The following is a 13,212-nucleotide window of genomic DNA, read 5'->3' on the forward strand; positions in this document are numbered from 1 at the left end:
GGAAATTTGGCGCAGCTTCACAAATAAATGGTATAAGCATAAAACGTAACATTTTAGAATGAAATAGCCCTGAAGTAAGCCGACTTTAAAAAATCAACCTATGTGATGAAATCTAAAATCAGCGAACAACTTATAAAGCAGCCATTACACAGTAATTACAAAACTAAATATACATAGGTTTTATCGTGCCGACCTACTTAGTAGGAGCCAATAAGCTATGAGAGACTTCGGTAATAACCGCACTGTTTACGCATACAATACTAGAGACAATACACCTCAACAAGGGCAACTATGAGAATAAATGCTCAGAGTTTCATCTCTTTTATACCAACTCAAGGGTGGGTATTTGTAGATAAACTAGTCCAAAATATGGCATTTTTTCCGATCAAGCGATCGCTGACTAAAGCTACTCGTTTTTTTCGTCCCATAGTGGCATTTGTCGCTATTTTGCTGGTAGTCCTAACCTATGCAACCCCTCAAGCTTTGGCTTCAGATCACCAGGACACAATTTTTCTTGCCAGTAGGCTTACTGCTGCGGATCTCACAGATTTGTTTGTGTTTGAGAGTCCGACAAACCCCAAAAATGTTGTCTTAGTGATGGATTTCGACCCTCTGATCGTTTCTGGTGAAAAAAGACCATTCGAGCCAAATGTTCTTTATCAGTTCAAGATTGATAACACTGGCGACAGTATTGAAGATGTCGTACTTCAATTCAATATAAATGGTAAAGGCTCACAGCAAACGGTCACAGTGCGCGGCCCAAGTAGTCCAATCAAAGTAGGAACAACGTCAGCTTTGCTTCCAGTAAGTTGGACGGGGCAACTTAACCAAACATTCTCGGCATCTAACGGCATTAAGTTCTTTGTTGGCACACGCAAAGACCCGTTCTTTTTCGATCTGGAACAGTTCTTCAAAATCATCCCAGATCGTAATTATAATATTCAGCCTAATCTTAATCCTCCCTTCACAGTTCTTACCTTCAGACCACCTGGACAAGCAAAAGACACTCTAGCCCCATTCAATGTTCACTCAATTATTGTCGAGCTACCCAGGAAACTGCTTGGTAAAGGCAAGATTGGTGCTTGGATAACAACTAGTGTTAGAACTCCTAAACTCAGAAACGGGAATTTAGCTCAGATTGAGCGGTTAGCAGTTCCAGCCCTGAATGAACTTTTTATGGACTACAAGGATCATAATAATAGTAATCTTCAGACACCAACAAAAGATGCTAGCAATCAATCCCAATTCATTAAATCCTTTGTCAAAGCGATTGGTAGACCTCAAGGCATAGCGGATGCAGTTATCTCAGTGGCGATTCCTGATGTGATCCAAGCTGACCTTTCTAAAGCTAACGGTAGTTATTTTGGTACTCAGTTAGGCAAAAACTTTGGTGGTAGAAGACTAAAAGATGATGTAATCGATGTAACAGCATCTGTTGTCTTTGGTAATGCAGTTACAGGGATTACTGCCGGACAAATTCCGGCGCTGACTAGCGATAATGTTGGGCCGAATAATGCTAACTTTCTTACTGCCTTCCCTTATTTAGGCAATCCTTTGTAAGGTTTATGCATCTAAGAATACTATGGGTGTTAGTGCTGACTAGCCTACTGGTTTTACTAAGACCCTGTGATACACAAGCGCTAAGTTTAGGCTACACCGATGGTAAGTTAGGCACATATTCCTTTACGGTGCAACTGCTGACTGTTAATTCTAGGCAGATATTACCAGTTCAGCAGTCAGATTTAGTCTTTCCTGATTATTTACAGCGATCGCATATTATCAGCGTCTATGAGCAGAAAGTTGCCCAATCTCCCGATTCCTCAATATTTTTACGTCTGTTAGCCGATCAATATTTGAGGCGCTTTCGAGAAATTGGAGATATAGACGATGTGTTAAGAGCAGAACAAGCGGCACGTAGATCCCTGGCACTACAGCCGCTCCATAATGATGTTTCTTCCATGCTCCTAGCATCAGCTTTACTATCTCAACACCAGTTTCGAGAAGCTTTAGAAGTATTAAATAATTCATCTGTTGATAATCCCAGCATTATCTCGCTCTTGGCATCGATTCAGATGGAGTTGGGTGATTATGAAGCAACTCATCAACTATTGCAGAGCCTTGCTCATGAGGAATCGAACTCTGGTCATAACGCAATTGTCGCCCGTTACTTAGAGTTAACCGGCAATCTAGCCTCAGCAAGGCAACTGCTAGATGAGGCTATGCAGGAGATGGACTCTTTCTACACGACGAGCGCAGAAACTCGTGCTTGGTTTCATGTGCGGACTGGGGATCTGGCTTTTGCATCTGGGGATTTTGCCCTGTCTGAACAGCGATATCGGGAAGCTTTTGACCTCTTCCCACGGCATATACCTGCGTTTACAGGACTAGCCCGCCTCTATGCGGCACAGCATCGCTGGCAGGATGCCCTGAATGCAGCCAATCAGGGTATAGAACTAATGCCGTTGGTAGAAACGCTGGGGTATAAAGCTGATGCTCAACTAGCTCTGGGAGATCAAAAAGGCGCAGCTGAAACTGAAGATTTGATCGGGGTAGTAGCTTACCTAAGCAAGGTTAAAGGAATCTACGATCGCGCAATGGCAGTCTACTATACCGAACACGGAATCCACTTACCAGAGGCGCTACAGATTGCCCGTAGTGAAGTGGCAGTCCGAGATGATGTATATGCAGAGGATACATTAGCTTGGGCAGCTGCGGCTAATGGGCAATGGGAAGAAGCGCAAAGGGCAGCACAACGGGCAACTCGCTTTGGAACAGAGGATGCTTTGCTGCAATTCCATGCTGGCATGATTGCATTTCACTTAGGTAAACGTGAGGAAGCAATAAAGCGATTAACTCAAGCTGTTACCCTCAATCCTCAATTTCATCACAAATATGCTGATCAAGCTCGTCAAGTTTTGGCTAACTTAGCTGAATCAGCAGAAGCCCCACACTAAAGAGTTCTTTATGAAAAAGCTGCTACATTACTTGGCTTGGAGTACTGCAATCATCGCAATATGTTTATTTTGGATGCCGAGGGCCGATGCCCATCCTTTAGGCAATTTTACCATCAATCATTACGCAGGAGTGCAGGTAGCAACCGATGGTGTGGGGATTGATTATGTTCTAGACATGGCAGAGATTCCGGCTTTTCAGGAAATTAATCACTTAGATATTAATCGCGATCGCAAAGCTGAACCTGTAGAGACGGTTCGATACCCTTCACAAAAATGCCAGGAAGTCAACTCACATCTGGAACTGTTGATCGATAAACAGCCTTTAGCACTGTCTTTGATCAAATCAACAGTCGAATTTCCTCCAGGTGTAGGAGGATTATCTACACTGCGGCTGAGTTGTAATTTTCAAGGGACAAGGGAGTTAGTAGGCGCGAATCAGTTAATCGAGTTTGAAGATCAGTTTTATCCACAGCGTTTAGGCTGGCGTGAAATTACTGTGGCTGCGAATGGCGTTCCCATTCAAGGTGATTTCACCTCTAGTAGTATTACCAACCGCTTGAGAGATTACCCCACTGAGTTACTTAGCAGTCCTCTCGATCAGCGTCGGATTGACTTTAAACTCAATCCGTCTCTGACATCGAGTCAACAAGCGCCTCCACCGTCTGTTAAATCATCCACGCGTTTAGATAATGCTTTGACAGGAAGAAGCAACGATATCTTTACTAGCCTAATTACCCAGGAAAATCATAATTTCCTGACTATTCTAATAGCTCTAGCGATCGCCTTTTTATGGGGTGGTTTACACGCCCTATCCCCTGGTCATGGGAAAACGATAGTTGGTGCTTATTTGGTGGGTTCCCGTAGCAATGCCAAACACGCCCTATTTCTGGGGCTAATTATGACGATTACCCATACTGCTGGAATATTTGCTCTGGGTCTAGTTACTCTTGGCACATCCCAGTTTATCTTGACAGAGCAATTGTACCCTTGGTTAAGCGTCCTCTCTGGTGTGCTGGTAACTGTAATTGGTCTGAATTTGTTTATCAGTCGATTGCAAGGGACTCAGGTTTCTCATTCAGATGACCATGTACATAGTCATCAACACAGCCACGACTTGCATCATCACCATCACCACAACCATGAGCATTCGCATCTACCGCCTCACGGTGATGTAACTTCCATGAAGTGGTCTAGCCTATTAGCGCTAGGAATTTCCGGCGGCTTGTTACCTTGTCCTTCAGCCTTAGTAGTGTTGCTGAGTGCGATCGCAATGGGACGAGTTGGCTTTGGATTAGCGCTGGTGTCTGCCTTTAGCTTAGGTCTAGCAGCAGTACTAACTGGAATCGGCTTAATACTGGTTTATGCCAAGGATCGGTTTGAACATTTGTCATTCCAAATACCCAGGATAAAAATGTTACCTGTGGCAAGCGCCTTATGTATTACCCTAATTGGCTTAGGCATTACTTCACAGGCTTTACTCGCTCATCCCTGGAACTAGATGAAAGTGCAATCATACAAAGCACTCAGTTTTGTCAAATAACCCTGAACAACTAGATGTCAGAAAATCTTATTTCGAGGAAAATATGAAACGATTTATCTTCATCTCTTTAATAACTGCTTTGTGCATAATCGGCTACTTTGAAATTAGCTTATCACAAGCTGAAAAACTTTTTTGGCTTAATTTGAGTCTTTGAAAACCTGCTCACGAAATGATTTTACACTTCGCACTAGGAATTTTTCCTGATTATTAGTACATTGGTAGGGGCGTATTGCAATATGCCCCTACGATGGGATATTTTTTTGATTTAAGTTCTGCAAAATGGATGGTTCGCGTTTCTCGCCATACCATAAAGCCATACAGTTCAGTTAAGCATTTCTTCCTTCTCTTCCTTCTCTTCCTTCTCTTCCTTCTCTGCGAGACGCAAACGTGAGTGCGTTCTTCTCTACAAAACGCACTCACGTTTGCGTCCTTAGCGGTAGCCTGCGGCAAGCCGCTTTGCGTCTACGTTAAAAAAATTGACTTTGGTAAAGAGTTAAGTCTTAACTTAACCGTATTTTACCATAAAGAGGGCGATTTAATGCTTAATTCAGAGGGTTATAGTCTGAGAGTAGATGATCTAAAAGCTTAACTTCGTAAGGATTTAAATCTGAAGCAGATGTTCCGAATTCCTGTAATTTATGGTAAATAAAATCACGTTCAAATGTTTCGATACGTTCTTCTAAGTTTCCATAAAGTTCCTGAAAGGTGAACTCAGTTGCTAAAGCTAAGGTAATTTGTTCTCGATTTTTACCAAGTGATCGACCGTTGAATTGATAATCACCTTGAGAATTATGCGATAGTAACCCAAGAGCGATCGCTAACAGCAGAGTTTGATAAGCTAATTTTAATTCCCTACCAGAACCAATTTCTTCTGGGATTAAATCGGGAATGTTTTCGTCTTCATCAATTTGTTCGCTCTGAGTCCGTTCATAACAGTCTCGATAATACTCAATTTGGCTGAGAAAATAAGCCGGAAAGCCCAACGAACGAGTCAAAATACACAACCGTTGCTCATCTTCAGCTACCAAGGCGGTTAAACTACGACTAAATCGACTGTAAAACGCAAAAACTTGTTCTTTATCTTTTGCTCCCAGCCAGAGGGTAATCTCCCGTTGAGAAGTTGGGTTTAAGTGAGTGTCAATATCTTGAATTCGCAACAATCAAATTAGCGCTATCATAAAGTTGATTAAAACGCAAATTAGCTGTACTAGCGGCAATTAAATCTGATTGCTTTAATACTTCGCCAATGGACAAATTACCCAATTGCTCGAACTGTTGAATATAGGTCAAACGTGAGAACCCAAAAAAGTGTCACAAAATGACAAATCCGTTTTTTCAGTTTCAATCGTCTGAAAACTATACTCTGCAAACGTTATGGGTGTTAAAAAGGTTTTACTTAGATAAAATTTAAAATTGATACATATAAAATAATTTGTACGGGTAAAAACCCACTGCGATCGCACCAAAAACAAACTGCGGGCGACGCGGGGGTGCTAGGAGGTGTGAAAGTTCGACATGGACTAACACGTAATGGTAAGAGTAAAGGTATCAGCTATGTAATGAAAAACCAGCAATTTAGCGGTACAAATTTGGAAACAGCTTATACATTCCCCGGATTGCAAAAACATAAAGGAGTTAATTATCAACCAAAACGTGATGACGGGCGTATTATCGCACTGCTATTAAATCCAGCCAAACGTACACAGGACAAATCTGATGAACGGAAGAAGAATCAATAAGCGCTACGAGATTATTCGTGAGTTAGGAAAAGGGGGATTTGGAGACACATATCTTGCTCATGACCAGTGGGGAGACAGTGATAATCAGTGTGTTGTCAAGCAACTCAAGCCTGACAATATTAATCCTTTGACTCTGCTGTTATTTAAGAATGAGGCTGAGTTTTTATACAAGTTGGGTATTCATAACCAGATTCCTAAACTTTTGGCACACTTTGAAGAAGATAATAAATTTTATCTTGTACAAGAGTTTATCGATGGGCATGACCTCACAAAAGACATCAAGATAGGGGAACGTTGGGGTGAAACTGAAGTTATCAAGCTTTTAGAAGATATTCTGGAAATCCTGGAGTTTGTGCATAAGAAGAATGTCATTCACCGTGATATCAAGCCTGCAAATATTATGCGGCGAAATCAAGATGGCAAAATTATGCTGATTGACTTTGGAGGAGTTAAACAAGTTAGAATCCAGGTGAGTTCCACGGTGTTAACTCCTGTTATCTCAACCCCTGGGTATACACCAGACGAACAATTCAAAAATAATGCTCAATTTTGTAGTGATATTTATGCTGTGGGAATAGTGGCTATCCAAGCACTTACAGGATTACAGCCTCTAGAACTTTCAAGAGATACCAAAACTGGGCGACTTCTCTGGCACAGCGAAGCACAGGCGAGCAATAGGTTAGCAGATGTTTTAGATAAGATGGTGCAATTTCACTACTCTGAACGCTATCAATCAGCAGCCGAGGTGTTAGATGCTGTGAAAAGTTTATCAACCACAGCATTATATTGGTTCCATCGCGGTGATAAATTAGTGGAGTTGAAAGATTATGAAAAAGGAATTGCAGTCTACGATAAAGCAATTCAAATTAATCCGAACTACTATCAAGCTTGGTATCATCGTGGCATTGCGCTACGTCAATTGAAAAAATTTGAAGAGGCGATCGCATCTTTTAACCAAACAACTAAAATTAATCCTAATTTTTATGAAGCTTGGTACAGTTGCGGTTTAGTCTTAGGAGAATGGGAGAAGTACGAAGAAGCGATCGCATCTTTTGACCAAACAACTAAAATTAAAGTAAATTATTATCACGCTTGGTATAAACGCGGGTTGATACTAGAGAAATTGGGAAGGTATAAAGAAGCGTTAGCTTGTTTTGATGAGACAATTCAAATCCAAAGCAATTACCTTTCACCTTATATTAGTCGCGGCAAAATATTAAATAAATTAGGAAAGTACGAAGAAGAAATAGAATCTTATTATCAAGCAATTGAAATTCAACAAAATTACCTTGAAGCTTGGATCAGGCATGGTTTTGCGCTAAATAATTTAGGCCAGTATCTTGATGCGCTCGCCTCTTTTGAGCAAGCGATTCAAATTCAAACGAATAATAATGAAGCTTGGTGCGGTTATGGCTTAGTTCTAAATAATTTGAAACGATATGAAGAGGCGTTCGCTTCTTTTAACAAGGCACTGGCTATCAAAGCTGACTACCAATTAGCTATAGAAAACCGTAAACTGGTAGAAAAAAAATTGCACACGCCACGATTTCTGCGATGGTTAGGACTGTAATAATTGCTTTATTAAAGAAAAATTAAAATTATATAAGGTTGTGCGAAATCGCTTGTTTGTAAAGTGTATTAGTTAAAGTACATAGGTTATTCCCTGTAACACATCATTATTAAAGTGGTGCGTTAAGGCTTTTACAACACTGTATTATCATGATTAACAAAATACTCAGAGAGCGCTATCAAATCATTGGACATTTAAGAAATGGCGGATTTGGTGAAACCTATCTTGCCCAAGATTTGCAGCAAACCAATGATAATCAATGTGTGGTTAAGCGACTCAAGCCTGATCTTATTAATCATTCAAACCTGGGCTTATTCAAGAAAGAGGCTAAAATATTGGACATATTGGGAAACCATGACCAAATTCCCAAATTTTTGGATGATTTTCAGGAATATCAAGAATTTTATTTGGTGCAAGAGTTCATCGAAGGACACAACCTCAGCAAAGAAATTAAGCTGGGGGAGAAATGTAGCGAAACTTATGTAATAAAGCTTTTAGAGGATATTCTGGAAGTCTTGGATTTTGTGCATCAAAACCATGTTATTCACCGCGATATCAAGCCTGCAAATATTATGCGGCGAAATCAAGATGGCAAAATTGTGCTGATAGACTTTGGAGGAGTTAAGCAAGTCAGAACTAATACTTCTGCTGGCTTGTCTACTGCTGTTGTCGGTACACCTGGATATATGCCCCAAGAACAAATCCAAAACAAAGCACAATTATGTAGTGATATCTATGCTGTAGGAATGGTGGCTATCCAAGCACTGACTGGTGAAAATCCTGCTGATGTCTTAAAAGATCGCATAACTTTGCAACCCATCTGGCGCGATAAAGCTTTTGTGGGCAACAGGCTAGCAGATATTTTAGATCGAATGGTGAGATTCGACTTTACTGAACGTTACCAGTCAGCAAGTGAAGCTTTAGAGGCTGTCAAAAGTTTGTCATTTACAGCCAATGAGTGGTACAACCAAGGAGAAAAACTATATCAGTTACAACGTTACTCTCAAGCCGTTTTTGCTTTTGACCAAGCGATTGAAATTCAACCAGATTATGCTCAAGCTTGGAAAAATCGCGGCATTATCCTAACTCAGTTAGACCAGTTCAATGAAGCCGTTTTTGCTTTTGACCAAGCGATTGAAATTCAAGCAGATTATGCTCAAGCTTGGGATGATCGTGGCTGGGCATTATACAACTTGGGCGGATACGAGGAGGCGAACATATCATTTAACAAAGCTATTTCAATTCAACCAAATTACTGTGAAGCATACTATCATCGCGGTTTAGTATTAGGTGAATTAAGCCAGTACGACAAAGCGATCGCATCATTTGACTATGTTATTCAAATTCAACCAGATAACGCTGATGCTTGGTATTATCGCGGTTTGATGTTAAACAGGTTGAAAAAATATAAAAAAGCTCTTACATCATTTAAACAAGCAATCAAATTTAGAGAAAATTATGCGGATGCTTGGTACAATCATGGTCTAGCGTTAACTCATTTGAGAAGACATCAAAAAGCGATTAAGTCATTTGACTATGTTATTCAAATTCAACCAAAACATTATCGAGCTTGGTGTAGTCGCGGTTTAGCCTTATATAAATTGACTTATTGGAATGAAGCGGTCACTTCTTGCAACAAAGCACTTAATATTAAACCCGATTATCAAGAGGGGAGAAAAACTCTAGATTTAATTAATCAAAGAGGAATAATTGTTATTAGAGCTTTTATAGTTTGTGGAGTTTTGAATATTATATATATAATATTAGTAGTAATATCCTTCTCTCATTCCTATAATTTTATTCATGCTTTAATTTCGATAGCAGTTATATCATTATTTTTATTAATTGCAGCACATAACACACCGACACATATCCGTGACCAAAATATGCATTATAATTGGTCAAATGTTATCAGAATTTATTTCCTTAATTTATTATATTTATTATTGCCACTAAAGGATATACCAAATATATCACCATATATTAAAAAAAATAGACGTTATACTTTGGTGAGTATTATAAGTATTTATATTTTTTATAAATTGGTGATTTTGCTAAAAATAGCAGGGTTATTTAGACAAATTAATTCATCTTTTAATCTCGAATTTGCTAAAACTTGGATTATAGGTTTATGTGGCTTACTTGCATTACCAGTACTTGTGATAATTTTATTGGTTTATTATGTGGTTCTTCACGAGACTCTGCCTAAAAATATCAATAATAAAACACTAAATTTAGTTGATAAAATAATAGAATTTATTATAAAACTACTCCCCTAATCACTCTGATTGAGAATTTGTCTGAGCAAAATCTTTTTCATCTGTAATTAAGGATTTGCGGGAAGGTAAGCGCATCTGCGTTTAAATTTCAACTAAATACAGTACTTCATTAATTTGTAGCAAATTATCCGCGTGCCTCTGCGCCCCTCTGCGTTTAAACTTTAACCCTCAATTCGCCACGATTTTACACTAAAAATTATCACCAACTAAAGTCAACAACAAGCGGCTAACTACCCGATTATCTGGTAATTGATAGAAATTCAACTCTCCTCCGAGTTCCTGCATAAGGTTTTGGCAGATTACCAGATGTAAACCTGGCGGTTGATCGAGGTTGGAGGGAGCAAGCACATCTTTGGGTCTATTATCATGTAGTTCTGTTAATAGCTGTGGTTCGATCGCACCGTTGTATGTAATCGACAGTTCTAGAGATGTCTGATTTTCAGTCCCTCCACTTCCAGAAGAATGCTTTGTATTTAAGGGTTTTGACGCATCAAAACGACGACACCAAATATCAATTCTGCCGCCGCTTTGAGAACGGTTACAGGCATTAACCAATAATTCATGGATAACTAACTCAATTTTGACAATATCACCAGCGATCGCCATTGCAGATTGAGCGTTAAAAGTAGGAACACCTTTAGCGTGTAAAGAATTCTTTGGCGATTGTTCCTCAATCTGTTGTCCCAAACCATGTACACCAATCCACAGCTTTTGTTGTTTAAGTAAATTTTCGATGCGTTCGAGCGATCGCTTTAGTAAACTGGCTATGGGCATAGTTTCCCAACTTATATTTAGCTGCCATTGCTCAAGTTTTAGCATTCCACTCATAGAGGCAGCTGTATGATCTAATTGCCGCAGCAATAGTTCGTAGCGCATCTGAGTCAGTTCATTAGTAGGAATACCCAAATGATGTATTTGTTTAAGGGATAGCGCCGTTATTCTTTGAATTTCCTCTAAGCGGCGATGTTTGTACCAGTTAAGTTGTCGTAAATCTTCTGTTGTGGATTCTAAAAGTCGGGTAATTTGCTTTTCACGACGCCACCAGCCTAATTGAGAAATCAGAGTTGCGGTCGCACTGAGATTTTGTTCTGACCAGCGACGCTCTTGATAGTCTGCTAACAACACTACACCCGTAATTTCATAATCAGCATTGGTACGTAATGCCATCAGCAAAATTTGACCTTTGTCTGGAATATTCAACCATTTTCGAGTTTTGGGGGGTAAATCATCTACGTTCAAAATTAGGTAACTCTGTGTGGCAAGTCCCCACTGAATTAAGGCTTCTGTTTGGATAGAAATAGATGCATCGGAAAAAAGCCCAAATAGGCTATTTTCAGCCACTCCAGAGATAATTTCTGCCCAACTTTCACCAGTTGACCAGGATAGCAGTAGCGCTAAAGGACAACCCAAAATTGATGCTATTTGTTCGAGTGCTGTACGTTCTAAATGCTTTTTTTCTACCTCAATTTTGCTATTTGGGGATTGTGTCAGGATGCGTAGGCATTGCTCAAATGCTTGGGAAGTTTTTTGCTGCTGCGTGGTGCGGCTATGTAATTGCCACTGGCGAATAATTACACCAATCTGTTGACTAACAGCCCATAGTAATTCTTTTTCTAGAGTTGTCCAAGAACGATGGGTTTCGTGAGCGATCACCAAAAGCGTTACTGGTATATGCTCGTGAGTGCATTTACAAATAAGTAGCGATCGCACTCCACTTTCTAACAACAAGGGACGCCAATTAAAAAAGCGTAAATCTTCATCTAAATTCTCAATTTCCACCGCTTGAGTTGAACGTTGCAAAAGCTGCCCATCTAATTCTTTGAGAGGATTAAGGGCAAATGTCAACGGTCGGCGATTAGAGGGCTGACTTTGGTAAATAAATTTATAATGATTCTGTTGATGATCATACTGCAACAACAAAAATCGCGTAGCAACTAATCGAGCTAAAACTCTTTTAGCACATCTGTCTAAAGTTTCCTGAAGGTCATGTTCGCTATAGATACCTTGAGCAACTTGACCAGTCAGTTGGGCATCCTCTTGAATCTGTTTGATAGTGTTTTCCATGCTTTCGGTAGTTGCAACCAGAGAAATTAAGCCAGCAGCAGCTTGAACAAAATTTTTGTCTGTCTCCGTCCAGATTCGAGGTTCATTGCTTTCTACCGCCAGAAAACCGAGCAAGTTCTTTTGCCAGATTATTGGAGCTGCTAAGAGCGATCGCACCTTCAACCGTTGCAGCAATTTTGCCGTAAAATGACTCTTTAAAGAACTGCGGGCATCACCAATCGAGACAATTTGGTTAACTGTCAAAGCATAATAAAAGTCACTCAACTCCTGTACTGTCATTCCCGCTGCTTGCTGACTGCTAGAATTGCGATCGATTTTCACCAGATGATTGCTCATTCGACACCAAAAATAGCGCCCTTCCCGCTCAAACCAGTAAATATTTGTCCGGTTGGGGGAAACAAATTTATGAGTTGCTTGCACCGCAGCTTCAAGTCTTTGATTAAGGTTATCAAGGGTGCGTAAATTTTCTAGCAATTCTAATAATTGTTCGTCGGTTCGCTTGGTTTGCTTTTGCTGCAAATGTATCTCATTTTGAGAAAGCACTGCCCCCAATTCGCCTAAAACCATCATCAAACGGGCTTTTGCTTCCCCTGTCAGTAGGTAGCCCCAGCGTTCTGAACCCAGTAGCAGCACACCTAAGCAACGGTCTTTATAGCGAATTGGTAAAAGAATCGTTCCTTGGATTTGGAATTTTTCGGCAATTTTTCGCCATTCGGCGGCGCGGATTTCAGTTCGCAAATCAGCTATGCCCAAGGGATGCTGTTCAATCACCACTTCCTCTAATAAATCCCCAGGACTGAGAACAACCTTTTGGTGTAAAAAGCTCGTGTCCCGATCGGGTATGATGCCTCCTTTGCCGAGTAATATGTGATTCAGGCGATCGTAAAGAGCAATCCAAATCAGTTTGTAGTCAAACTGTTCTTTAAGATAAGAAATAGTAGTTTCAATCAGAACGTCAACATCTTCTTCTTCTCTGAGGTTTTGGAGGACGCGCCCCAATGAGAGGATCTGCTGTTCGGCGGCTATAGATTTTTGCGGCTGCCCCATCTGATTTATTGGTTTACAT

At 40.2% G+C, this 13,212-nt stretch carries 8 protein-coding genes; 6 read left to right on the top strand and 2 right to left on the bottom strand.

Annotation, left to right across the window (positions count from 1 at the left end):
- Positions 1 to 369 precede the first annotated feature (369 nt).
- Genes V7K32_RS20000 through V7K32_RS20010 form a run of 3 tightly spaced genes read left to right on the top strand, consistent with a single transcriptional unit; the run spans position 370 to position 4,452 of the window.
- The gene (locus V7K32_RS20000) at positions 370 to 1,560 is read left to right on the top strand and encodes a DUF4331 domain-containing protein (protein WP_334995546.1); all 1,191 of its coding nucleotides are present in this window, start codon (positions 370 to 372) and stop codon (positions 1,558 to 1,560) included.
- Between the two features lie 5 nt (positions 1,561 to 1,565).
- Positions 1,566 to 2,954: a tetratricopeptide repeat protein gene (locus V7K32_RS20005; RefSeq protein WP_334995547.1), complete on the top strand. Its 1,389-nt coding sequence runs from the start codon at positions 1,566 to 1,568 to the stop codon at positions 2,952 to 2,954.
- A 10-nt stretch (positions 2,955 to 2,964) separates the two neighbouring features.
- Entirely contained in the window at positions 2,965 to 4,452 is a 1,488-nt protein-coding gene (locus tag V7K32_RS20010) for a nickel/cobalt transporter (RefSeq protein WP_334995548.1), read from the top strand.
- 584 nt (positions 4,453 to 5,036) lie between these two features.
- Here the strand turns inward: V7K32_RS20010 and V7K32_RS20015 are convergent.
- Positions 5,037 to 5,654 carry a hypothetical protein gene (locus V7K32_RS20015; RefSeq protein ID WP_334995549.1) on the bottom strand — a complete coding sequence of 206 codons (618 nt, stop codon included), beginning with the start codon at positions 5,652 to 5,654 and terminating at the stop codon, positions 5,037 to 5,039.
- Between the two features lie 342 nt (positions 5,655 to 5,996).
- On the opposite strand from V7K32_RS20015, the gene V7K32_RS20020 reads away from it, so the two are divergent.
- From V7K32_RS20020 to V7K32_RS20030, 3 genes are all read left to right on the top strand, one after another.
- On the top strand, positions 5,997 to 6,233 hold the full coding sequence (locus tag V7K32_RS20020) for a hypothetical protein (protein WP_334995550.1): 237 nt from the start codon (positions 5,997 to 5,999) through the stop codon (positions 6,231 to 6,233).
- Positions 6,211 to 7,803: a serine/threonine-protein kinase gene (locus V7K32_RS20025; RefSeq protein WP_334995551.1), complete on the top strand. Its 1,593-nt coding sequence runs from the start codon at positions 6,211 to 6,213 to the stop codon at positions 7,801 to 7,803. Before V7K32_RS20020 ends, V7K32_RS20025 begins: the two co-directional genes overlap by 23 nt.
- A gap of 149 nt (positions 7,804 to 7,952) precedes the next feature.
- Positions 7,953 to 10,082, top strand: coding sequence for a tetratricopeptide repeat protein (locus V7K32_RS20030; RefSeq protein WP_334995552.1), 2,130 nt, complete (start codon positions 7,953 to 7,955; stop codon positions 10,080 to 10,082).
- A gap of 189 nt (positions 10,083 to 10,271) precedes the next feature.
- Here the strand turns inward: V7K32_RS20030 and V7K32_RS20035 are convergent, their stop codons facing one another.
- Positions 10,272 to 13,193 carry a sensor histidine kinase gene (locus V7K32_RS20035; protein WP_334995605.1) on the bottom strand — a complete coding sequence of 974 codons (2,922 nt, stop codon included), beginning with the start codon at positions 13,191 to 13,193 and terminating at the stop codon, positions 10,272 to 10,274.
- Between the last annotated feature and the right edge of the window lie 19 nt (positions 13,194 to 13,212).

This window comes from Nostoc sp. (assembly GCF_036917635.1).
Lineage (GTDB): Bacteria > Cyanobacteriota > Cyanobacteriia > Cyanobacteriales > Nostocaceae > Nostoc.

Excerpts from the sequence above, each read along its gene's own strand:
- V7K32_RS20005 (WP_334995547.1), top strand. The coding sequence starts at position 1,566 with ATGCATCTAAGAATACTATGGGTGTTAGTGCTGACTAGCCTACTGGTT.
- V7K32_RS20000 (WP_334995546.1), top strand. The coding sequence starts at position 370 with ATGGCATTTTTTCCGATCAAGCGATCGCTGACTAAAGCTACTCGTTTT.
- V7K32_RS20025 (WP_334995551.1), top strand. The coding sequence starts at position 6,211 with ATGAACGGAAGAAGAATCAATAAGCGCTACGAGATTATTCGTGAGTTA.
- V7K32_RS20035 (WP_334995605.1), bottom strand. The coding sequence starts at position 13,193 with ATGGGGCAGCCGCAAAAATCTATAGCCGCCGAACAGCAGATCCTCTCA.
- V7K32_RS20030 (WP_334995552.1), top strand. The coding sequence starts at position 7,953 with ATGATTAACAAAATACTCAGAGAGCGCTATCAAATCATTGGACATTTA.
- V7K32_RS20010 (WP_334995548.1), top strand. The coding sequence starts at position 2,965 with ATGAAAAAGCTGCTACATTACTTGGCTTGGAGTACTGCAATCATCGCA.